The 25,208-nt window shown below is 34.4% G+C and carries 20 protein-coding genes; 7 read left to right on the forward strand and 13 right to left on the reverse strand.

The annotated features are described in order from the left end of the window. Positions 1–215 precede the first annotated feature (215 nt). The 3 genes from TYM08_RS16090 (at position 216) to argS (ending at position 2,644) form a co-directional block, all read left to right on the forward strand. Positions 216–410, forward strand: a complete 195-nt coding sequence (locus tag TYM08_RS16090) for a helix-turn-helix domain-containing protein (RefSeq protein WP_422380170.1) — start codon at positions 216–218, stop codon at positions 408–410. Positions 411–483: 73 nt separating this feature from the next. Continuing rightward, positions 484–849 (forward strand): hypothetical protein, encoded by a 366-nt coding sequence (locus TYM08_RS16095; RefSeq protein ID WP_422380171.1) that lies wholly within the window; start codon positions 484–486, stop codon positions 847–849. 49 nt (positions 850–898) lie between these two features. Further along, a complete protein-coding gene (argS, locus tag TYM08_RS16100) occupies positions 899–2,644 on the forward strand; it encodes an arginine--tRNA ligase (protein ID WP_422380172.1) in 1,746 nt (581 codons plus the stop codon). A gap of 74 nt (positions 2,645–2,718) precedes the next feature. On the opposite strand, the gene TYM08_RS16105 is transcribed toward argS, so the two are convergent. Beyond that, positions 2,719–3,789 carry a peptidase M42 gene (locus TYM08_RS16105; RefSeq protein WP_422380173.1) on the reverse strand — a complete coding sequence of 357 codons (1,071 nt, stop codon included), beginning with the start codon at positions 3,787–3,789 and terminating at the stop codon, positions 2,719–2,721. A 124-nt stretch (positions 3,790–3,913) separates the two neighbouring features. Here TYM08_RS16105 and TYM08_RS16110 point away from each other — a divergent pair, with 124 nt between their 5' ends. Further along, complete coding sequence (locus tag TYM08_RS16110; RefSeq protein WP_422380174.1) at positions 3,914–5,251, forward strand: magnesium transporter; 1,338 nt, start codon at positions 3,914–3,916, stop codon at positions 5,249–5,251. Here TYM08_RS16110 and TYM08_RS16115 read toward each other — a convergent pair. From TYM08_RS16115 to TYM08_RS16140, 6 genes are read right to left on the reverse strand one after another with little or no spacing between them, the layout of a single operon-like run. Then, positions 5,246–6,214, reverse strand: a complete 969-nt coding sequence (locus TYM08_RS16115; RefSeq protein ID WP_422380175.1) for a zinc transporter ZntB — start codon at positions 6,212–6,214, stop codon at positions 5,246–5,248. The two genes, TYM08_RS16110 and TYM08_RS16115, sit on opposite strands and share 6 nt — an antisense overlap. A gap of 53 nt (positions 6,215–6,267) precedes the next feature. Then, complete coding sequence (locus TYM08_RS16120; protein WP_422380176.1) at positions 6,268–6,888, reverse strand: CDP-alcohol phosphatidyltransferase family protein; 621 nt, start codon at positions 6,886–6,888, stop codon at positions 6,268–6,270. Next, entirely contained in the window at positions 6,878–7,516 is a 639-nt protein-coding gene (locus TYM08_RS16125) for an ATP-binding cassette domain-containing protein (protein WP_422380177.1), read from the reverse strand. Before TYM08_RS16125 ends, TYM08_RS16120 begins: the two co-directional genes overlap by 11 nt. Then, complete coding sequence (locus TYM08_RS16130; protein WP_422380178.1) at positions 7,509–9,224, reverse strand: ABC transporter permease; 1,716 nt, start codon at positions 9,222–9,224, stop codon at positions 7,509–7,511. The genes TYM08_RS16125 and TYM08_RS16130 overlap by 8 nt, the downstream gene beginning before the upstream one ends. Further along, positions 9,184–10,383: an ABC transporter substrate-binding protein gene (locus TYM08_RS16135; RefSeq protein ID WP_422380179.1), complete on the reverse strand. Its 1,200-nt coding sequence runs from the start codon at positions 10,381–10,383 to the stop codon at positions 9,184–9,186. The genes TYM08_RS16130 and TYM08_RS16135 overlap by 41 nt, the downstream gene beginning before the upstream one ends. 34 nt (positions 10,384–10,417) lie before the next feature. Next, positions 10,418–11,866: a dihydrolipoyl dehydrogenase family protein gene (locus TYM08_RS16140; protein WP_422380180.1), complete on the reverse strand. Its 1,449-nt coding sequence runs from the start codon at positions 11,864–11,866 to the stop codon at positions 10,418–10,420. A 367-nt stretch (positions 11,867–12,233) separates the two neighbouring features. On the opposite strand from TYM08_RS16140, the gene TYM08_RS16145 reads away from it, so the two are divergent. Further along, on the forward strand, positions 12,234–13,748 hold the full coding sequence (locus TYM08_RS16145) for a class I adenylate-forming enzyme family protein (RefSeq protein WP_422380181.1): 1,515 nt from the start codon (positions 12,234–12,236) through the stop codon (positions 13,746–13,748). A gap of 520 nt (positions 13,749–14,268) precedes the next feature. Here TYM08_RS16145 and TYM08_RS16150 read toward each other — a convergent pair. Beyond that, on the reverse strand, positions 14,269–16,578 hold the full coding sequence (locus TYM08_RS16150) for an ATP-binding protein (protein WP_422380182.1): 2,310 nt from the start codon (positions 16,576–16,578) through the stop codon (positions 14,269–14,271). 458 nt (positions 16,579–17,036) lie between these two features. On the opposite strand from TYM08_RS16150, the gene TYM08_RS16155 reads away from it, so the two are divergent. Further along, the gene (locus tag TYM08_RS16155; RefSeq protein WP_422380183.1) at positions 17,037–18,119 is read left to right on the forward strand and encodes a hypothetical protein; all 1,083 of its coding nucleotides are present in this window, start codon (positions 17,037–17,039) and stop codon (positions 18,117–18,119) included. Between the two features lie 69 nt (positions 18,120–18,188). After that, positions 18,189–19,415: a hypothetical protein gene (locus TYM08_RS16160; RefSeq protein ID WP_422380184.1), complete on the forward strand. Its 1,227-nt coding sequence runs from the start codon at positions 18,189–18,191 to the stop codon at positions 19,413–19,415. Between the two features lie 58 nt (positions 19,416–19,473). Here the strand turns inward: TYM08_RS16160 and TYM08_RS16165 are convergent, their stop codons facing one another. From TYM08_RS16165 to TYM08_RS16185, 5 genes are all read right to left on the reverse strand, one after another. Next, a complete protein-coding gene (locus TYM08_RS16165; RefSeq protein ID WP_422380185.1) occupies positions 19,474–20,307 on the reverse strand; it encodes a DMT family transporter in 834 nt (277 codons plus the stop codon). After that, positions 20,304–21,632, reverse strand: coding sequence for an MATE family efflux transporter (locus TYM08_RS16170; RefSeq protein ID WP_422380186.1), 1,329 nt, complete (start codon positions 21,630–21,632; stop codon positions 20,304–20,306). Before TYM08_RS16170 ends, TYM08_RS16165 begins: the two co-directional genes overlap by 4 nt. 297 nt (positions 21,633–21,929) lie before the next feature. Continuing rightward, the gene (locus TYM08_RS16175; RefSeq protein WP_422380187.1) at positions 21,930–22,280 is read right to left on the reverse strand and encodes a DUF2200 domain-containing protein; all 351 of its coding nucleotides are present in this window, start codon (positions 22,278–22,280) and stop codon (positions 21,930–21,932) included. A 52-nt stretch (positions 22,281–22,332) separates the two neighbouring features. Continuing rightward, a complete protein-coding gene (locus TYM08_RS16180) occupies positions 22,333–24,144 on the reverse strand; it encodes a leucine-rich repeat domain-containing protein (protein ID WP_422380188.1) in 1,812 nt (603 codons plus the stop codon). 158 nt (positions 24,145–24,302) lie between these two features. Further along, positions 24,303–24,947, reverse strand: a complete 645-nt coding sequence (locus TYM08_RS16185; protein ID WP_422380189.1) for a hypothetical protein — start codon at positions 24,945–24,947, stop codon at positions 24,303–24,305. Positions 24,948–25,208 lie beyond the last annotated feature (261 nt).

Below are 25,208 nucleotides of genomic sequence, written 5' to 3' on the forward strand. Positions count from 1 at the left end.
ATTTTTTTACAAAAAACACATAAAATTAAAACAAGATATTTACCAACATAACACCGCTTATTAAACGAATTTATCTACTTTTTATCCGAACTTTCAAATTCATTAATCAACATAAGCCATATAACCCTATTCCAAACATGTAAACAATCAAAAGCCACGTCACACTTTGCTATGCTTTGTCATACTACTTTTAAACGTGTTTAACAGGAGCACTCATGACTCAATCAGAACAACCTCTTAACATTAAACAAGCAGCAGAATTTTTAGACGTTTCAGAAATCACCCTAAAACGTTATGCCCGAGAAAATTTAATACCAAGCATTAAAAAGGGCAAAGATTTATTATTTGAAATCAAAGCCGTTGAAAACTACAAACAAATTGCGGATCGGCTAAATGGCAATATTCACTAACCATGAAACCTGCTTTGCTATTGGCTTGAATTCGCAGTCTGTTTGGTTACGATTTTAGGCCAATGGCATACCTATGGAAATAAAACACAAATTATTATGCGCATGTTTAATGTTACAGGGGTGCACAACATTAGATTTTGGAGCAATTGAAGATAATTGGGATTTTGATGTATTTCGCCAATATGCTTTATTGCGCTGTACCGCTGGTGCATTTCAAAATGAGCAACAGTTCGAAATAGCCAAACAATATTTTCAACAATCTGAAACTTACCTCGCAAAATCTAGACATGGTGCCTATATTTTTTATTTTCTCGGCCAACAATCTAACTTAATCAGTGCTGAATTAAGTATCGAGCACTCAGGCTCAGTCTGTATGGATTGGGTTTTAAGCAAAGATTTTGAATATTCCATCGTTCAAAAGTTATCTTCGCCTTTATAGGTTATGGCGCACTTGCTACAATACGCTTTTTTTAAATTACCGAATCTTTATGAATATCCGCCAGCAATTGAATCAACATTTTAGCGATGCATTATCTTCTTTAGATGTATCTGACTCATTCTCCCCAAACATCTCTGTCAGCAAGAAGTCTGCATTTGGTCAATACCAAGCAAACGGCGCAATGGCCGTAGCTAAATCTAAAAAGCAAAATCCTCGTGAATTTGCACAATTATGGTTAGATGCATTACAAGCCAATACCGCTTTAATGGCCATGATCGAAAAACTAGAAATTGCGGGCCCTGGATTCATCAATATTCATTTAAGCGCACAATACTTAGCAGACGTATTAAAACAAAATAGCCAAAGTGAACGCTTAGGAGTTGAAAAAGTTGCCAACCCACAAACGGCGGTTTTGGATTATTCATCTCCTAATCTTGCAAAAGAAATGCACGTTGGCCATTTACGCTCCACTATTATTGGTGACAGCTTAGCCCGTTCATTGTCGTTTTTAGGTCACAATGTTGTTCGTCAAAACCACGTAGGCGACTGGGGCACACAGTTTGGAATGTTGATTGCCGAACTAGAAGAAAGCCTACAAGACAACGAAAATATCAAACTAAAAGATTTAGAAGCGTTTTATATTCAATCTAAAAAACACTTTGATGAAGACGAAAACTTTGCCAACAAAGCACGTGATTACGTCGTAAAACTGCAATCAGGTGATGCTGAAATTTTAAAACTTTGGCAAACATTTAGAAATTTATCGTTAGCGCATTCAGAAGAAATTTACGCATTATTAAATGTCACATTAAAAAATGAAGACGTTCGTGGCGAAAGTGCTTATAACGATGATTTGGCACCTGTAGTAAAAGCGTTATTTGATCAAAACATCGCTTCAGAATCCGAAGGCGCAAAAGTGGTTTTCTTACACGAAATGGCGAATAAAAATGGCGACCCAAGTGTTGCGATTATTCAGAAAAAAGAAGGCGGATACTTATACGCCACTTCTGATTTAGCAGCGCTTCGTTACCGTAATGATGTATTAAAAGCAGATCGTTGTTTGTATTTTATTGATGCAAGACAGTCATTACACATGCAACAGGTTTTCACCATTGCTAAAAAAGCAAACTTTGTGAAAGAAGACATTTCATTAGAGCATCACGCTTTTGGCACCATGTTAGGTAAAGATGGCAAACCATTTAAATCTCGTGATGGCGGTACAATTAAATTAGCTTCGTTATTAAAAGAGTCGGTTGTTCGTGCGACTGAAATTGTTCGCGAAAAGAATCCAGACTTTAGTGATGAATTATTAAATGATGTGGCAAGCAAAGTCGGTATTGGCGCAATTAAATATGCCGATTTATCTAAGACACGCACCAATGATTATATTTTTGATTGGGACAACATGCTTAGCTTTGAAGGTAACACGGGGCCTTACATGCAATACGCTTACGCGCGTATTTGCAGTATTTTTGCTAAAGCGAACATCGACATTGATTCATTCAACAATGACATAACCTTAAACCATGAAGCAGAATTTGCCTTAGCGTTTAAAACATTACAACTAAGTGAAGTGGTTGAACAAGTAGCATTAGAGGCATACCCGCATTTGTTATGTAATTACTTATACGACTTAGCCAGTTTGTTTATGACATTCTACGAAGCCTGCCCTATTTTAAAAGAAGGCGTTGAAGAACAAGACAAGCTTAGCCGATTACAATTAAGCCAAAGCGTCGCTAAAACTTTAAAACAAGGTTTGGAATTACTAGGCATAGACGTCATGCAAAAAATGTAAGTTTCTGATCACGGGAACAAACATAAAAAAAGGGAATCCATGGATTCCCTTTTTTTATAAGCGAACATTGCTAATTAAGGATGCTTAATCATATCGTCTAAAATAGATAAAAACGCACACACACTTTCAAGTGGCGCACTTTCGTTCATTGTATGATATCCAGAAGTTGGAATTTGCAATGTCGTCCCATTAACTAATCCGTTAGATGCATCAATGATTCGACCCATTTCTGTTGAGCCTAATGAAACAGGTTCTTCCCCTTTTTTCTCTAGGATTTTATTATATTCAACCACGTATTCATCTTTAAATAATGTATTTAAATTAAACTTTTCGCATCGGGTTTTTAAAGATTGAGTTTGCTCAGAACTGAATTTTGCATTCGCATCTTGATTTCTTAAAATCAAATGATTTTGTTGAGCACTTTTAAAATCAGGAAACGGGCTGGTATCCACCACAATTAAATTGTTAGCGCTGCCACCAAAACGACGAAACCATTCCAACAAATAACGCCAGCTTTTACCTGCTTCCTCTTGGGCAGTAAAAAACGCCGTGCCCTCAAAACCCATTTCAAATAAATACACCAATGCAGCAACGGTTAATACGTTATCAAGCTGTCCAACTAATGCATCATCAGTGATGGATAATTTGTCCCTAAACGCAACAGGCGTGCCTGCAACCAAATGCTCTAGTCCGCTTAATTCAAAAATTAGGTTATTACGAAATTCACAAATATAAGATTTTTCAATTTTTCCCTGCCCACGATATGCACCGCTCCAAGGCTCATAAGCATAAACATGGTTGTCATTAAATCGTGTTGCGATTTTTTTCATTAATGATTCGCTTACAGAATTACCCAATAAATCTGAACGCGCCCCAGCCACACTTGCTGCATATTGGAATTCATTTGGACCAGTACAGACTAAACCGTGACGATCCACATGTGCTGAAAACATTAATGATTCTGGTTTATTTCCTTGAGCTACTAACAAACCTTCATACCAAGTCACTTTTGCACCACGCTCTTCTAGCTCTCGTTGCAGTACACGAAAAAAAGCATGCTCCGAACCGACAACACTAGGTTCACGAATTAATGTACTTAAAATTTCTAAAAAAGCATTTGGAACAGTTTGAATAATTTGATTCATAGGAGCGATAGCCATCTGAAAGTGATAATGAATCGCGATTCTATTTTTAAAAGGTTTTGAAGTAAATCAATTGTTAAAAAATTAATCTTAACTATACTGTGCAACCTACACAGGAGACCTTATTTTGGCTGATATTCAAGAAGACTACATCGCACAATCGATCGAACTTTTAAATAATGAAGAAAGTTCAGATTTAAGTACAGTGATCGCAAATCAAGACAACAACGAATTAGCATTATTGCTAGAGTCGATGCCAATTGATCAACGTCTTGATTTATGGAACGTCATCAAACTTGAACGTCAATTGGCTGTATTATTGGTAATGCGTAGTGATCCGCGTGAGACATTATTGGATCAATTTGAAGTTGAAGATTTAGATATTCTATTTAAAGACATTGAAGCAAGCGACTTAATTGAATTAGCGGACTCATTGCCTCCAAGATTATTAGATCGTGCGGTTAATGCGCTAGATGAACAACAACGTAACTTTTTTGATGAAGCGTTAGCTTTTGATGACGACCAAGCAGGGCATTGGGTAAATCAACAATTAGTGGTATTACCAAGTAATGCAAAAGTCAGAGACGGCCTTCGCACGATGCGCCGTGAAAGCTCTCACCATATTGAATGCATCTTTTTAACCAATCGAGCAGGACATTTTGTTGAAGCGGTGAAAGTAAATAAATTATTTGGCGCACCAGATCACTTGCCTCTATTTGACATAAGCGAAGAAGAATTCCCCGTTATTTTAGGGACGGATTCTGCTATTGATGCGGCGCAAAAAGTCATCAATTCCAATATGCATTCATTGCCTGTGGTCAGTGAAACTTCAAAACTATTAGGTCAGTTTGACTCAAAAGTTGCCTTTGAAATTGTCAGCGAAAACTTTGAATCACAATTAATGGCACAGGCAGGTTTAGATGAAGATGAAGATTTATTTGCTCCCGTCATCAAAAGCTCTAAAAGTCGAGCGATTTGGTTATGCATAAATTTAATTACAGCGTTTGCAGCATCGGCTTTTATTGGCATATTTGAAGCGACCATTCAACAGGTTGTGGCGCTTGCTGTTTTAATGCCAATTGTTGCCAGCATGGGCGGCATTGCAGGAAGTCAGACATTAACATTAATGATTCGAGGACTCGCATTAGGTCAGGTGACCAAGGGTAACCGGATGATATTATTCAAAAAAGAATTATCAGTAGGTGCACTTAATGGTGTGATATGGGCAACCGTCATTGGTTTAGCTGCGGGTTTTTGGTTTAATTCCTATGAATTAGGTATTGTGATTTCATTAGCCATTTTATTAAACATTATTGCTGCGGCTATTTCAGGAGTGATTATTCCAATTGTGTTAGATAAATTAAAATTAGACCCAGCATTATCTGGGTCTGTGATTTTAACCACCGTGACAGACATTGTGGGGTTTGTCTGCTTCTTAGGTTTGGGTACAATTATTTTGTTATAGCCATTTTTTAAATTTAAAAAATAGAATTTGACAAAGGGTTAACAACCCTAAGCCTAAACTAAAAATAGTAAACGCTGCACTATTTTCCACCCCAGGCAATCCACCCACATTAATACCAAGCAAACCTGTTAAAAATCCCAGCGGTAGAAATATCGCTGAGATCATCGACAGTACATACATTCTTGTATTCATTTGATCGCTTAAACTGTTTTGCAATTCTTCTTGAACCACAACCGCACGTTCTTTTATTTCATCTATATTTTCTAAATAAATTAATAATCGATCCGTCACTTCTCGAATTTGAATTTTTAGATGCTCATCAAACCAGCTAATGGATTCAGAAGACAATCGCAACAACGCATCTTTTTGTGGGGACAAATAGCGCTTAAGAGAAATTAATTGTTTACGTATTACTGCTAAGTCTGTGCGTAATACCTGTTTGTGTTCAGCTAAACACACCCCTTCTAAATCAGACATGGATTCCTCTAAATCATTAATGGTGTCTGACATTCGCCAAACTAATTGGTCTGCCAACATCGCTACCCATTGTGATGACGATTTGGGTCCAACACCTGAATTTAATTGATCAATAATATCTTCAACTGACAATATTCTTAAGCGTCGTGTACTTATAATTCGGTGTTGTTCAACCCACATACGAATAGAAATCATATCCTCAGGATTCGTATTAGGCGATAAGTTCACACCACGCAAACTCATTAACAAACCATGATATACAACACTGGTTCTTGGTCGAACTTCTGAAGCTAATAACGCTTCATTAACTAACCCTGGCAATTTAAAGTTATCTAGTAAATTATGGCGATGATCTTGATTGGTGTAATCAAAATGCACCCATAAAATTCCATCGCCTTCTTTAAAAGCCAATACTTGCTCTTGAGTTAAATCAGTACAACCGCCTTTGCCATCTAGCAATTTTGCGTATAAAAAATGTTCAGACATTGTGAATTCTCTTTAATCGTTTTAGCGAGTATCGTTGATTCACTCAATTTAGTCTATTTGATTGTGTCGATCGCGTTTAACTGCTTCACACCAAACACAATTCTAAAAACAGTAGTCTGCCAACAAATCAAACAAAATATTGCCGCAAACCAATTAAAATACATAGGCCAAATACAACACAAAACAAAAAATACAATCGTTTCAGTACCTTCTGCGATGCCTGTTAAATAATAAATGCCTTTTGAAGGGTAATCGATTTTCTCAATATTATTTTTTTGTGCAAAAATACTAAATGCCAAAAAGCTAGTGCCCGTGCCCACAAAACTGAGCATCAAACATACGCCCCAAAAAGTAAATTCAGGATTAGAAAAAGCAAAGCCGAATACCACCGCCTGATAGAAAATGAAATCCAACACAATATCTAAAAATGCGCCTGACTGAGTAGGTTTAGTTAACCGAGCCACTTGCCCATCTAAACCATCCGCAATACGATTAAGAACAATACAGACCAGCCCTAGAAGGTAAAGTTGACTCACAATAAATCCAACACTTAATATACCAATTACAAATCCAACAACTGTAATTTGGTTTGCACTGACATTATGTTTTACACACTGTTTAGCAATGGGTTGTAATATAGATTGTGCAACAGGCAATAAATATTTATCGAGCACAGAGCGCTCCTTTTTCTAAATCGTAGAATTGATTTTGATGACAATCATTTAAATCGTGTGTGACCATCAACACAGGAATATTTTTTTCTAATAATAAATTAAACAGCCAAGGTCTGAACTGATCTTTTAAAGATTGATCCAATTTAGCAAAAGGTTCATCTAGCAACACCAATTTAGGCTGGCATAACACTGCGCGTAATGCACTGATTCTGGATTTTTGTCCGCCTGATAAACTTTGTACTTTGGCGTATTTAAACTCAAGCATATTAGCATTTATCAGGTATTGACCAATAAGCTCTAGTTTTTCAGTCTTTTTCATTGTTGGAGGACAGGCAAACAATAAATTTTGTAAGACATTCATATGAGGAAACAATAAATCGTCTTGCATCATCATGCCAATTTGGCGCTGTGCAACGCTCTTAGTTAATAACGATTCGCCATTGAGTTCAATGTCACCCGAATAACTAAATCCGTCCTCAAGCCCGCCTAGCACTGCCATAAATAAACTGGATTTACCGCTACCGGATGCACCCATTATGCTCACAATCTCGCCATCGATCTTCATGGAGATAGGATCAAAAAGTGCTTTTTCATTAATAAATAATTGAAACTGTTTAAACTCAAGCATGACTTTTTTTCCTAAAGGCCAGTATAAAAACAACCATTGGTAATAATGTTTGGCACAACGCAAATATTGCAATTCTGCGATAATCTGAGCCAGATGCCATATTCACCATCTGTGTGGTAATGGTTTCAATACGCCCTTCACCCATATATAACGTGGGTAAATATTGCACCACACTCACACTAAACCCCAGTGCAAATGTTGAATAGATAGACGTTTTAAGCATCGGTATTTTAATAAATAATAACGTTTTTAAATAGCCATGATTCAGCGCATAACTTTGTAACACATAGCGTTTATCAAACTGATTAAACACAGGATGCAAGGTTAAATAAATATAAGGCAATACAAATAAGCTATGCGCCCACAACACACTTAACCAATCAAAATGAAAATCGGTCCACAATAAAAAGACATTAAAACCAAATAGAAAACTCATTTGCGGCAATAACAAAGGCAAGTAAATTAAGGATTTAGGCAGTACTTTTTTATTACTGTTGTTTGAGCCTAAATACTCTAATGCGCCAATGACAATCACCATACTGATTACGGTACTTAAAAATGCAAAGATGGATGCATTTTTAACACCTAACAAAATAGCATCTGCGCTTTTTGACCAAAACTTAAATGAGAATTGTTGAGGCAGCGAAAAGGAAAACCCCCAACGAAACGTCACACTCCATAATATCAACACCACAATTGCCAAAATCGAAATAATCACAATCGCGTATAAAACAAAACCTAATCGAGAAATAACCGATTCAAAAAAAACAGACCGTTTTGATTGACTACTGAAAGACAATAAACAAACGACGACTAATTTTTCAAATAGATAAAATAAACCAATACACAACAATGTCATGATTAATAAAAAGACAGAACCCGCCGCCGCTAATAATCGAAACGACAAATCAGAATGAGAAAACCACTGATGAATTAAGACACCTAATGTGGGTGGCGCATTAGGGCCTATAATTTGAGAGACATCCACATTGGTTAATCCATAAGCCAATACGGCATAAATAGGCAAACGAATGCTTTTTAATAATTGTGGCACCAACACATATAAATACGACGCAAAGTGGCTATAGCCTAACGATGCACTTAATAAACGATATGACGATACTGGATAATTGGGTAATTGCGCTGACAACATTAATAATAAAAAAGGGATTTCTTTGATAATCAACACAACCATTAAACTGATTGCATAAGAATCTTGTACGGTGACGATATTAGGCGGTAACACCCAACCGAGCATAGAAGCAACGATTTTAATTAACCAACCCGATGGTGCAAATAATAGAATAAACGCAATGGCAAATGCCGCATGAGGAATCGCAAGCATGGGTGAAATTAAATAATTCAGTATTTTTGATTTTTTTAAATAAATGTAACGGTAAAAAATAATAAAACTAAAAAACAATGCAATGATCGTCGCAAATAATCCCGTAGTTAAACTTAAAACGGTTCCTGTAAACACACTAGAATGATTAAAAAAATCTGACCAAACATCAAAAGAAAAAGAGTCGTAACCAAGAGCTGGAAAATACGAAAAGGCAGGAAGAATCGTCGCTATTAACCCAATGACGATTGGTATTAAAAATAACGCATATATTAAAAAAACAAACAGCACCAAAACTTTCGTTTCAGTGCTGCGTAAATTAAACTTAGTTTGAATAACGTTTAATCCATTCTTTTTCAATTGCATCAACCCAACTTGCGTGAGGCTCTAAAAATACATTAGCTAAATCTTGTGCAGATAATAATTGTTCAGACTCAACACGACTTTCAAATAAAGACTGTTCGTTTTCAGTTAATTTATTTACCGCTAATACCGTTGGGTCGCCCCAGATATTAATGTCTTGTTTTCTAGCCTGTGCTAAAGGAGACATTAAGAAATCTGCAAATACTTTTGCACCTGCTTGAGAAGGCGCGTTGTATGGAATCGCAACAAAATGCGTATTACCGATGCTGCCTTTTTCGTGTACGTAAGAACGAATACTTTCTGGCAACTCACCATTAATTACTGCATTGGCAGCATCATTTGGATTAAACGATAAACCAATAAAAATTTCACGACTGTTCACTAATTGCTTCATGTGCGGCGCATCGTTAGCAAACTGTTTACCTTCGTGCCATAACACTGGGTGTAGCTCATCTAAAAACGCCCATAGCTTTTCAGTTTGCATTAAGAATTTTGACTCATCTACTGGTAAAGACAAAACAGACGCATCTGCAATGAATTCACTTAATGCCTGTTTAACAAATGTGGTACCAAAGAAATTGGGTAATGCAGGGTATGTCACACGACCTGGGTTTTGCTTAGCGACGCTTAATAGCTCCGTCATAGAAGTAGGTGGCGTATTCAATAACTCGCTATCATAATAAAACACTAACTGAGCCATGCCCCAAGGCGCTTCTTGGTTATTCACAGCCACTGTAAAATCAGAAGTAGTCGTGGGTTTATTGTCAGTGTCTACATATTGGTAGTTTGGTAACATCTGTGTCCACGGATTTAAAAGCAACTCGTTTTGTTTCATGGATTTAAAGTTCTCACCGTTAATCCAAACTAAATCCACACTGCCTTTATCGCTGTTTGCTGTTTTTTCAGCAAGCACACGACTCACCACATCCGCCGCACCGGTTTTAACATGCACCACTTTCACACCATGACGTTCATTTACTTTTTGAGACGCCCAAGCAATATAATCATTAATGGTTTCGCTTCCGCCCCAAGCATTAAAATAAACCGTTTGCCCTTTTGCTTGTTGTAATGTGGACTCCCATGTTTTATCCATGGTTTGTGCATTAAGTAAAACACTGATCCCTAAAGATAATACCAAAATGCCTAGATGTTTAAATTTCACGTTTTTTTCCTCTTGATTTTAGTTTTTAAAAAAATTATTTAACTGAACGATCATGCATCCACTTAACAATGGAAAGCAAAAATTGAGTCTTAGGTTTTTTCGATTGCGTTAATTTCCACTTACCTGCAATCGCTTTATTAATTTCGTTATAGCTTGGGTAAATATGCGGCATGCCCATTAATGTATTAAGCCCTGCGTTTTGTTTCATTAACCATACCCACTGTGGCATTAGTTCACTGGCTTGATCCCCTACAATCACGACACCCAACACTTTATCGGTGTCTTTTTTGGTCCACACTTTGATTAAGCCTTCTTGTTTATTATTACAGATCATTTTGTCATTTTCATTAATCGGTAATTCGGTTAAGTCAAATTCGATATTGTTTTGAATTAACTGTGCTTCGCTTCGACCAATAGTGGCAAGCTGTGGATTAGTGAATATAGCAAAAGGCACATTATCTAAATTGTATTTATAACGTTTAAAACGACCAAACAAACTGTTTACGGTTGCAAACCAAGCGCCGTGCGCCGCTGTATGAGTAAATTGCGCGCCACCGGTAATGTCACCTACTGCATAAATGCTTTTTTCTGTGGTTTGGTTATACGCATTTACTGGAATATAGTTTTGCTCATTCGTAATAATATTTGTATTTTCTAATCCTAGGTATTCGCTGTTGCCTGTTTTGCCTGTGGCCATTAAGACTGCATCAAACTTTATGGATTTTAAAACATTTAAGCTTGTGAATGTCATATTTTCTTCATTCACTTTAAAATCTTTACATTGCTTATAAATATTCACGCCTTCAGTTTCTAAAACACGTTCAATAATCTGCGAAGCTTGTGGGTCTTGATTTGACAAAATACCTGAACGAGTGAGCAAACTTACGTGACTTCCCAAACGCCTAAACGCTTGGCCCAATTCACAGGCAATGGCACCACCACCTACAATCAATAAATTCTTCGGTAATTGTTCTAAATTCCAGATAGTCTCACTTGTGTAAATCGCTTCAGGTTTCAGGCCTTCTATATTCAGTAATTTGGGTTTACCGCCTGTGGCTATAATAATGTGCTTAGTATCAATAATTTCTTTGCCATTAGTGCCAGTTACTTCAACTTGCGTAGGCGATAAAATTTTTGCTTTTCCATGAATCACATTTACGCCTAATTCGCGATAACGCTCTATGGAATCTTTAGGTTGAATCTGTGCAATAGCACCTTTAACTTGTGCCATGACTTTTGTGAAATCAAGTTGAGTGAATGATGAGTCAACCATTCCTGTTTGAGCAATTAATTGAGATTGTTTCATTTGATCTGCAATATGAATCAATGCTTTACTCGGTACGCAGCCATAATTCAAACAATCGCCACCCATTAAATTTGCTTCAATTAACGTCACATTCGCTTTTACAGCAGCTGCAATGTAAGCACTCACCAACCCACCTGCGCCTGCACCTATTACAACTAAATTTTGTTTTTTATTCATTTTGTGACCATATAATTATTAAAAGTGAAAAAATCAAGCTTATAAATAGTGACCAACCCTGACATATACCCAAAGTTACTTAATAGAGCAGAGCCAAATTAAAATGTTACAGTTTTGACGTCATTAAACTGAATTCATCCCTTCACGCTTTTTATATTGTAAATACTTTCATAAAGCCAGTTTACAGACTGATTTTGTAGCATTACTTATTGGTTTTTTGACGAATCTTTTCTAATGTAAATCAGTAGTTTACAAATATCTACCAAACTAAAAAAAAGGGTGTAAATAATTACAATTAAACTTGCAACTTCACTATTTCTCACTAGGTTTAATAGATAGACATCGAATATATTTTAGAGGATCACCAATGCCGTTTTCACCAAATTCACCATTTTCAAATTTGGCAACACAACAGGACTGCTTACTGCAATATGAACATCTTTCACTAGTTGACATCATTGACCTGTTAGATGAAGAATTTTCAGATTACCCTGCTTTTTGTGATATTAAAGGTCACAATGTTTATTACAATGAAATAGTAAGAGACGCACGCTCAGTTGCTAAGTACCTCACATCAGTTGGCTTAAACATTGGCGACAAAGTCGTATTACGCATGACCAATCGTGCAGATTATGCAGTAGCATGTTATGGCGTAATCTTGGCAGGTGGTGTGGTTGTAAATATCAATCCAATGTTGCATCCAAAACAATACCAATGGTATTTAAAACAAGCACAGGCTTCGTTTATCATCACTGAAACTAGCAATGAATTACGTATTTTATCCCAGGATGAATTAAATATTGCATTTTATACAGCCATTGCGCGTGGTGAAAAATTAAAAACGAGATTGCCTACACTGTCCCCGCATCATTTAGCGATCATGCAATTTACCAATACACCAAGCCCATCCTCTAAACCCATTTTATTAACCCATCAAAATGTATTGGTCAATGCAATGCAAATTCGTGAAATGCTGGATACGCATATACAAATTTCTCGAGAAACATGGTTGTGTCCATTACCCTTATATCACCATTTTAATTTTATGTGTGTGATGTGGACCATTCCATTAACTGGTGGGAAGACCATCTTAGCTTCACCGCGTGACGGAGAAGGATTCTGGCAATGTTTAGAGGATGAAATGATTACTGCAATATTAGGAATCGAACCATTTTTCGCAATGATGTTACACCATCCAGATATTACCAAACTATATTGGGATCGATTAAAATTTTCAATTACCGGTGCTATGCAGCTAAACAAAAATACAATTGAAAAATGGAAAGAAATCACAGGTAGTGAGATATTTGAATTTTATACATTATCAGAAGCGTCAGCTGTCATTGCATCGAATAAAAATAACGATCAAATTAATATTTTAGAGTTAGCACCTGAAACACAGCATCAAATTATTGATCGAAAAGGATATGAAGTATCAGTAGGATCTACTGGGCAACTATGTATAAAAGGCCCGCAAATCATGCACGGATATTCTTCAAATAGACATGAATATCCATTTAACAGTACTGGGTTTTTCAAAACGGGTGATATTGTAAAAAGACATCCAAATAATAAAATTGAATTTATAAAAAAACAAACAGACAGCATTTTTATACAAGGGCACGAATACTTCCCAGAGGAAATTGCTCAGCTGGTTAAACGTTTACCTGGCATTGATCATGTACAGGTCAAACCCCAACTTCACCATCAAAATATAGATTTAGTCATTGCCACACAAAATCAATCAATGGATAAAAATACAATATTACAATGGTTAGAAAAAAACAAATCCCTTGAAAATGATTATATAGGCAATGTTCAAATAATCGATACTAGCGATCATCAACCGCCTCCAACGCCTGATATTTCTGATCGAATTTAACATTCAATAAAAAAACCAATATTCAGAATTGGTTTTTTTATTTTTAAATTTATAAAATAAACAATAAATCACATAATAAATCACATAATAAATTACATAATAAATTACATAATAAATTACATAATAAATTCCATTGTTTCGTACAATCCCAAACTAAACAAAATAATTACATGATGAAAATTTAAAAAGACATTTAAAAAGACATTTAAAAAGAACTTAAAAATCATTACTTACAATATTAGCAAACCACACTACCAATACAGAAAAAATAAACCTCCCATTATAAATCAATATTACAATAATAAATTTATTTCAAATTATATTAGAAATTAAATCTACAGATTTAATCATACAGAAGGAAGTATCATCAACCATTATAAACAGGAAACATACCATCAAAAACAACCTATTTACTTGTTAACTTGATAGTAAGTAAAACATTTATCCAAATAAACATTATTGACTCTTTAGAATAAAGATAATCAAATATTTTAAAACCCAACTCCTTTTTCCGTTAATTTTATTGATCCATCATCTTGGTTAAAATCACTTCAACGTCAGTAATTTTAAATGGCTTACTTAAAGAGTAGGAAAACCCATAAGCTAAATATTTACTGTCATCATCATATACATTAGCACTAATGGCAATACACTTACCTATATATTGAGGGTACTGCACAATAATTTTTTGCATTAAATCTTTACCATCCATCACAGGCATTTGTATATCAATAAAAATCACATCGGGATGAAAATCTTTTAATTTCGTTAACGCATCTTTTCCATCTATTGCTTCTTTAGAGGAAACTTTCATATGCGATAATACATTCACTAAAATATCACGGTTAAATTTAACATCATCTACAATTAACGCTTTTAAATTTTTATCAGAAAATTTTAAAGTATTCAGCTTTTTATTTAATTTAGTTTTATTTTTTAATGCGTTAAATTCCATATTTTCAGCAGGAATTATCACTTCAAATGAAGTACCTGATTCATCAGAATTGATCAAATTAATTTTTCCATCTAGCAAATCAACAAGTTTACTGACAATAGTCAAACCTAAACCTGTTCCACCATACTCAATTCCCGCGTTTGATTGAAAAAACGGTGTAAACAATTCAGACTGATGCTCTTTTTTAATTCCAACACCTGTATCGCTCATTAATAAATGTAATTCGTTTGATCTGATTGTTGCTTTTAAGCTAATAAAGCCTTTATTAGTAAATTTAATAGAGTTACCTAATAGATTGATGATGATCTGTTTAATTTTAGATCCATCAATATTTAAAATTAAATTATCCGGCACATTACTTTCAAACTTCCATTCAATTCCCTCCATTTTACATCGTAACTTGAATAAGCTATCAATTTCATCAAATAAACTATCTAAGCAAACATCTTCATTATGTAACACCATGGCACCTGATTCAATTTTAGAAATGTCCAACACATCATTTAATAATGACAACAAATGATTACCAGAAGACTCTATGGCACTTAGTGCTTCTTTATGTTTATCAGGAATAGACTCATCTAATGCTAACAATTGTGTATAACCTAAAATCCCATTCATCGGTGTACGGATTTCATGAGACATTGTAGTTAAAAAAGTGGTTTTTGCTTTATCTGCTTGCTCTACTTCATTAGTATATTTATTAATTTGTTCATAAGTTAAATTTAACGCTTCAATTATTGGGGTGAATTCATTCTGTTTGTTGTATTCCACTTTTTTAACTTCTAATTGGCCTTTAGAATTTTGCGTTAAACTCTTCGAAATCAGTTCCCTTACTTTTTGAAATGGTCTAAATAATAATTCAAGTAAAAATAACATTAATAAAATAAATACAACAATAATTACCACACCACTTGTCATTAATTGTCTCGTGGATTTTTCAACCTCTAAATACAATTCATTTTCAGGAATTAACACCCCTAATACCAATCCAGAATCACTTTTTAAATAATACAGTTTATAATGAATATGATTCACCACGACGTCTTTTACATCATTTATTTGACCAGTTTCTAAATCATGAATTTGTAACTCTTTCATCCAATCAACCGAGGTATAATCTAACATTTTTGTTAATGGATCTATCTCATTTGAAAGCACTTTATTACTTAAAGTATCGACTAAAAATGTTTGTGTATTTTCTGTAATGGATATTTTACTGATGAATTCAGTCATTTCTTTTAATGACCAATCAACTGTTGAAATACCAAGAATATGATTGTTTGGCGTATACATAATGGCATCTACAGTCATCATTAACTCTCTTGATCCTGCTTCATCCCAATAAGGCTCGGTCCAATAAACCAACTCAGGTAATCGTTGATCTCTTTTCCAGTTTTTGGGTAAGCCAGTTAAATACCAATCCTGTTCTAAATAATTATACTCTTGAGTATTTAAGTCCCATGTAAACTCAACCTGATCATTATTCCAAAATACATAAGGACCATAAAATTGCTCATTTTTATCGATGATATAAGGCTCATACCACAACCCGCCTCCAATGGACTCTGGAAATATTTCAAAACTGTCCTTTAAATAATTTTCAAACCACTGATCTTTTTGAGGAAATTCAGTTTGGTTTTTAATGTTATATAGTAATTGTCCTGCTTGAGCGATTTCAATGGCTTTACGCTCCATTGAATTAGTTAAATAATTAATTTTATTAAAGTTATCTAAAATAGTGGCTTGGATTTGTTTTTCACGAACATTAATTAACGTTTCGGTAGATTGACTATTTGAGTGAAACAATAAAATACCGTAACCAAGTAACTCAATGGTAAAAACCGCAAGTAAAATTCGAGTTTTAATTTTCATGTCAAACAAATAAATGATTAATGGTACTCTTAAGGTTAGCCCAGAAATTAAAATTTACCTACCAACAATAATGAAATAAATGGCAATCATTCCAGTTCGATTCTCAATTAATTTAAGGAAAGGTCGTCAAAGTTTTAGCGCCATTTTTATACCAACAATGATTATTTTAGATTTCTTCAATGACATATTTTGATAAAGAAAAATGGTAAGCCGAAGATGAAAGGGGTAGGTGGATAGATAGTAAGATGGAAAGGTACTAATTCATTAAAAGCCAGACTATTTTATTACTAAAGCATTCGTTTTTCATCAGGATTAAAATAAATCACGGTATTACTCTTATTTTGTATTTCTTTTATTAAATATGTCACTTAATGTTACAAAATCACAATCAATCTAAACTTACTTTTGACGTTAATATTGATAGAATGAGTCAAAATTCAACTTAAAAAAGGTAAGTTATGATTACTAAATATACATCAATGTTAACTGCTGTTGCTTGTTCTGGGTTAATGCTTTCTTGTGGGGGGAATAATGCACCTGATTCTGATCAAGATGATCTTTATTATGAATTTAAAGAGATTTCCACTGAAGTTGCACTTAACAAGATCACTAACGATAATCGCTTAAAAAACCCTAATCATGCAAATATCAATAGTAATTTAGATGATTGGCAATTATTAGATTTAACCGCTTATGCCATGCAGGTCTATGATTTATCACAGCAAACACATAATATTGCTTATGAAAACTACGACATGGATTTAAAAAATGAGGTTGACTTGTTAAATGAAGTGATCACATTCCGAGTAACAGGATTCAATAAAGTGCAATTTGATGACTTAATTGATCTACAAGATTTATGTAATACTGGCCCTGAATTATCAGACACTCCATTCTCAATGACTATTCACGACGATGTTAAAAATGACACAAATACGACATCACGTGATGCAAAAGTGCGCTTCAACCTCACCCTCTCAAAATGCCAATATAATTACAAAGAAGGCGTGATTGATCGTGAACAGTTCGCATACGGTAATTTAAGTTATGATAACTTTGTGTATAAAAACAGCATTAATAATGATCTGTCAGAAACCACTCAAAGTATTGTTTCTCAGATGCATGGAAAATGGCTAGTACTAAGCAATACTATGGGCTACGAAAATAAGTTAGGTTATTGGTTTATTGAAAACTTTAACAGCAATTCAAATTATGACATTACTGATCAAGATCCTCAGGTAAAAACCACAAACTTAAAAACCGATTTTTACTTACGTGATGGATTCAGAAACTTTGATCATTTATATAAAATTCAACAACCAAGTGATAGTACTATACTCACTCACCTTGGGGCACAAAATCCTTATGCAGGTTCACTAGAAATTCATACTGATCATACAGATGGTAGAAAACTAGTTATTCAATTTTCAGAAAATACCGTCGATATTTTAATTAATGATGACGTACATTTAAATGACGTGCCATGGACAGACATTAGATCACGTAAACTAGACATGACATTTGATTACGCGAACGATTAATCATCCATAATTTAATTGGAAAAAGGCTGATTTTTTCAGCCTTTTTTATTTCAAAAAAAAGGGAACATAATGATTAAAAATACATTTAACACTAGTTGTATATTAATCGCTTTATCATTAAGTAGCTGTAACGAACAACCTGACAATCAAAAAAACCCATCACCCCATCAAACTCAATCAACAACAGAGACTATTACAAATACTTTTACTAAAAGTAATACTGATACCGATTTAATGACTGATACTATTTTAAGTACTGACACCGATTTATCTACAAATACAAACAGTGAGAGTCAAACAGATACGGATACAAACCTCATTACCTATGCTGACCAAAATATTAGTGATGACGACGCATTAGCGCGTATTACTAATGGATCTAGACTCATTAATCCACACTTTATGAAAATTGATGATTCATTAAAAGATTGGCAAATATTAGATTTAACAGCGTATGCCATGCAAATTTTTGACTTATCTCAACAGGGACATTTTATATCCGTTGAAAATTACGACATAGATTTAGACAATGAAATTGAATTACTTAACGCTGTAATCACAAATAAAATAACAGGATTTACCCAAGAAAATTTTAAAGATTTAAGCAATCTACAAGATTTATGCAACATAGCACTTGAATTAACAGACACTCCAATTTCCATGAACATAGAGGGCGATGTTAGAAATGATCTAAATGCAACCGAGCGTAATGCTAAAGTGCGAATGCGTTTAGCAGTTTCAATATGCCAATATAATTACAAAGAAGATATGGTTGATCGTGAGCAATACGTTTATGGTGATTTAAGTTATGATAATTTTAAATTCAGAAACAGCATTAACTCAGACCTTTCTGAAACGACTGAAAGTATTGTTTCTCAGGTTCATGGTCAATGGTTAGTGCTTAGCAGTACCATGGGTTATCAAAACAGCCTAGGTTATTGGTATTTAGAAAACTTTAACAGCGTACTAAGTTACGATAACTTAAACATCGATGAAAAAGTTAAAACCACTAATTTCAGTGTGGATTTAATTTTACGTGATGGATTTATAAATTTTGATCATAGGTATATTATTACTCAGCCTGATGATCAAATAATTTTAAATCACTTAGGTGCAAAAAACCCTCATGCTGGCACAATTGAAATTAGTACAGTCTCTGAAAAAAAACTCATCATTAAATTTTCTGAAGACTCTGTGGATATTTATATCAACGAGGAATTACGTTTGGATAATGTGTCATGGACAGATATTAGAGCACGCAAACTAGATATGACGTTTAATTACGTAAACGATTAATTTCAAATCATAAAAAAGGCTGGAAATTTTCCAGCCATTTTTTACCAAAAAAAACCACTCAACGCTTTTTATACAAAGCAATCCAATTACCCAACAACATCAAACCCGCCCCAAGTAACAACCAAAGCTCAAACCCTTCTGCATAAAACAAAATACCCACAACAGTAATCATAGGCAGTCGTAAAAAATCCAAGGTCATTACGGTGGTAACTTGTGAAAGTTGCATGGCTTTTGTCATACAAAAATGTGCGGTTAATCCCGTTATAGAAATCAATGCTAACCAACTCCATTGGGTTGGGTTTGGCCACTGCCAGTCAAATAATGCAAAGCTAAATACAATGGGAAATTGCATTAAACACATATAAAAGATAATCACGATGGGTGAATCGGTAGAGGTTAATGATTTGGTAGTAGAATGCGCGACTGCATAAAACATGGCAGAAACTAATACAATTAATGATATGTGATCCACAATTTGAATACCGGGTCTTAATATAATTAAGACACCTAAAACTCCTAATATAATTGCTATTATTTTGCGTTGCGTTATTTTTTCTTTTAAAAATATAGCCGCTATTAATGCCACCCAAACCGGCACTGTAAACTCTAAAGCAAACACATTAGATAATGGCAGCAATCCAATCCCTACAAACCAACCATATTGACCAACTAAATGCGTTAAGTTGCGTAATGCATGTTTGGATAGTTTTTTCGTTTTAAGACTTGAAAGCTGTTTAGTGACAATCAAAATAGACGTTAATATTATTATTCCAACAAAACTTCTAATTGCTAATGTTTGCACAATCGCTAACTGCCCACTTAATTCACGAGCGGCCACGGCCATTAAACAAAATGAAATAAGGGACGCACTCATCCACAATAAGGTTTTCATGCATTTTCTAATTCAATCTGTTTTATAACTGAAACGTTTTTCCATAAACCTAATAGCGCGATGATGATTGCCCCAATATACAAACCAATAAAAATACCAACGGGTCCACCGTAATGTGCGCCGACACTTACAAATGGGATGGTAAATATTGTGGCTTTCGCAAAGTTAAAAATAGTAGCCCACTTAGCCGCGCCTAAATTATTAAACATCGCATTTGTCACAAAGGTAATGCCGTTAAATACAAACACCGTGCTTAGTCCAAAACAAAACCATTTTACTAATGGTTTGGACTCGTCTGATATTTCAAACACATTGATAATAAAACCTGTTAACACAAATAATAATCCACAGGCCACCACACAATATAACAACACAAACTTCACGCTTTCTTTTAAGGTACTAAAAATTCGATCAACATTTTTAGCGCCTAAATTTTGTCCAGCAATGGGGCCTATGGCTCCAGACAAAGCAAACAAACCTGCAAACGCTAAGGGCTGTAATTTACTAATCACAGCGTTTGCCGCCACCGCGCTGTCACCAAATTGCGCCATTGAGGCTGTCACAAATGCAACCGCAATAGGTGTCGATAAATTAGTAGCAGACGCGGGTAACGCAATACTTGAGTACTGTTTTACATCCTGCCAATATTTAGCAAGATTTGGCCAAGTGATTAATTGATTTACTTTAATCACTAACCACAAGCCATAAGCGAGCATGGCAAATCTAGATATTAACGTGGCGATTGCCGCACCCTGCACACCTAAGTCTAATGTGAAAATAAAAAACGGATCCAATACGGCATTTACAAACCCACCAATGAGTGTCAACCACATAGATTGTTTAGCAAAGCCTAACGCACGAGAAACGCCACCACAGGACATAGCAATCGCCATGACTGGCATAGTCGGTAATATGATAAACAAGTACTGACGCGCAAACATAGCCGCTTCACCTTGAGCCCCAAGCATTTCTAAAATGGGATTCATAAAAACTAATAACGCCAACAGAATTGGCAAACACACAATCGCAACACTGATAAAAATATGCGCCACCATTTCTTGTGTGCGAGTTTGATCACCAGAGCCCACAGCTCTTGAAATTAATGCTCCACACCCAATGGCCAAACCTATTGATAATGATTGAGTAAAAAATAAAATTGAACCGGCATAACCAATTGCTGCGGCAAGCTCAACCACACCTAATAAACTCAACCAATACAGATCCACCAAGTCGACCATAAAGATCGCCAATAACCCAATGGTAGATGCGAATGTCATGACACTGATGTGTTTAAAGATTGAGCCTTGAGTGAACTTTGCTTGCATGAGATTTACCAGAAATTTGAAATGTTTATTGTGTGGGAAATGATAACAGATAATGGAATTGAAAAGTCTAAAGCTAGAGGCCAAAGTTAATGGATTGAGGCTATCGATATTGACTGAATACATTAAATTTTATAACACAATCTAACACTTCATTTTCCATCGTCCTGATGTCTTTTTCAGGGTCCCAGTTTCCGCTTAATAACGGGATAACAAAAGGTAAATTATGCTGGGCTTCAAGCCTCAGACTATTAACCTTTAGTTTCAAGTTTCAAGTTTCAAGCTTCAAGTTTCAAACTCTTATCTCAAAACCTTCTCCATCTTTTTACCCTTGGCTAATTCGTCCACCAATTTATCTAAATACCTAACTTTTTGCACAAGTGGGTCTTCAATATCTTCTACTCGCACACCACAAATCACCCCTTTAATGAGCGCGCTATTTGGATGCAATTTAGGGGCTTGGGCGAAAAAGGTTTCAAAATCATGATCCTTATTTATTTGTTGATCAATCTCGAGCTTAGTAAAACCAGTCAACCAACTAATCACTTGATCTAATTCTTCTTGAGTGCGATTTTTACGCTCTACTTTATTAATATACAATGGATATACCAACGAAAATTTCATTGCTGGGATTCGATAGTCATTTTTCATTTTTTATACTCTTATTTAAAAAACCGCACAATTAATTCATTTTTATTTTAGACTATTGACTCGCCTCACACCAATGCTTACCTATCAAATTATTTAATTTTGTTGCTGGATAACAATCTTCAATAGGATTCCCCACTAATATCACATCTAACAGTTGGTTTAAATTCTCGATACCACTTATGTCTTTAATTTGATTACCCTGAGCATGAAGTAATATCAATTTAGGCAAGTTGTAGATTGGGCTTAAATCCGTTAAATTATTGTTATACACATAAGCCATTTTTAAATTATCTACATTACTAAGAAATGAAATATCCGATATAAGATTTTCAGAGACATCAATTACTTCCAGATTATTTAATTGGCTCAAGTCGGGTATATTTGATAAATTATTCCTTTTCAAGATAAGCATTTTCAGTGATTTGAAATCATTAATATTTGAGAAATCTTGCACATGACTATGTGTTATTTTCAATTCCCTAACATTATTATCATTCAATTTTGGTAAGTTGTTAATATTTGCATTATCAATTGTTAATTTTGTTAAGTTACTTAGCTGATTCAACACGGTTAAATTTAAATTTTCTTTTAGATTACTATAAATCGTCAACTCTTCTAATTTTGTCAATTTCTCAAAATCGATATCAGAGAAATCATCAGCATTTACAGCCAACTCTTTTAGATTATGCAATTCATTAATAACACTAAAATCAAATCCTTTCACAGCAAAAATAGAGAGTGATGTTAATAGTGTTAGATTTTTAATGGATTCTGAATATTTCACATTAACCGAACTAAACTTTAATGACTTTAGTGTTTTTAAACTACCTATCTGCCTTAAGTTTATATTACCACCTTGATTAACCTCTAACTCTCGAAGATTCTCGTAGCCTAATATGGGTGCTAAATCTATATTACCTTCAAAATTAAAACTCAAACTGCGAATTGAAATCGCTCCCTCCAATCCTTTAAACGACTCAATTACATCATCACAACTTAAATACGCTAAATTTTTATTTGTGCCCCATAGCTTTTCTTCAACACACTTTCTTAAATTTTTATCTTTAATGCTATTAACATTTAAATAATAATCTGGATAAGGTGATTGTTCAAAATAAAAACTTATATACTTTATTGCGTCACCGTATATAAAGTCTTCCGTAACAATATAACCCTCATCAAAATACCCACCTTTTTTTTCTCCAGTAATATCTTTAAGATTTATTCCACCTTTAGACACCATACGATCAATAAAAGCTTGTTCTTCATATGAAATATAAGTAGTAACGACTGCTTCATTTGATTCTAACAAAAACTGAAAGCTATCATGTATTTTTTTAGATCGACTAAAACCAAATGGAAATTGTTCAATATAGTTTGAATATTTAAATTTATAATAGTTATCAATTATTTTTCGAGTTTTATCATCCATAGACAATTCATCAAACAAATCTGGATTACCTTCTAACATATCAATAATCGCTTCATCTGAAAGATGCCCTACATTGCCTTTACTACGTATTTTCGCAATCACTTTAGCATATTGATACCCTAAATCACTCATTTCCAAACTTTCAATTCGCACCATCCTCCCTGATTCTACATAATTGTACTTAGTGACATCGTCAGGTTTCGCTTTATCACTTGTCTCTTGCTTATTTTCAGAAATTGTTTCTTGTTTATCTTGTACAATTTTCATTTGGTTAGGCTGAATATCATCAGTATTGGCAGGTTGATCAATTAACTCAACAGGCACTACATATACTTTATACTCAGCTTCATTTGCACCCGTTGATATCCAAAAAAAGAACGTGACAATCAGTATTATTAATATTAGCGAGACAAATAGAGTAAGCTTATTCATTTATTTTTCCTTTTCTAAAATAAAAAGATACCTACAAATGGTATCAAAAACGTAGGTCACCCCTTTAGGGTGTCAAACTACTTCAAGTCAATCGAAATTAGCAAGTAAGAAAGCCTAAAGGCAGACCTACGAGCATACCTTTTCACTTAAAATGGGTGCTATATTTTTATTCGACGCGCTTTACACTCTTCTTTTAACTCATTCAATTTGTCATCTGACAACATCAAATCGGTATAACAACATTTTATTATTTCTTTTTTTCGTGTATGTATTTCAATCATACCTGCATCTTGTGACTTATTTAGATATCCATTTAGAAAGTAATTAAATAATATTCTTGGCTGTCTATTTAATTTTTTGGTTTGGACTTTAATATATCGAATATCATAATAATTCACTTCTGTTTCTTGAAACGTTAATTTCTCATCCATGTATCTAATATTTAATTTATCTTCATGAAAGAAAAATTGTGTTGGGTAAAATCTAGATTTTATGATTGCGGGAATAATGACAAACAGCATCAGCGCTAAAAACATAAACAGCATATAAAATGAAGAAAAAACCGTTATTATTGCTCTATTAGCCTGAAGATCTTGCATGTAATCTTTCATTATTTCTAGTGTAAAATACTCTGTGAAAATAACTAGGTATAGACTTGCACATATTGCAGACGCAATAACTGGAAATAAGCAAAACTGTGACAAAACGATCATCGGGCCTGACTTTATTTTCCCATCTTTAATTGCATTTTCTATTGATTCGTAGCCAATGGCGTTGTTTTCTAGTGATCTTGCGTTATCCATATTGCGCTCATATTAACTGTTTAAATTAAATAAATTATGACACACAAATCCTCAAGCTACGAATTTTAATCTAGACGGGCTTTTTTCTACCTTGAAGTGAGCATCAAGGCAGCGCTCGCCTACATTGATGGTTATCAATCGTATGATTTTACATGGACTAAGTGCATCCAAATTTGTGTAATAACTTTAAACATTATGAAGATGGTTTGACGATAAAAACAAGGATAGATTTGTTACTGTAATCTTGAGACATTCATAAAA

The organism is Marinicellulosiphila megalodicopiae (assembly GCF_045862395.1).
Taxonomy (GTDB): Bacteria; Pseudomonadota; Gammaproteobacteria; order Pseudomonadales; family Natronospirillaceae; genus Marinicellulosiphila; species Marinicellulosiphila megalodicopiae.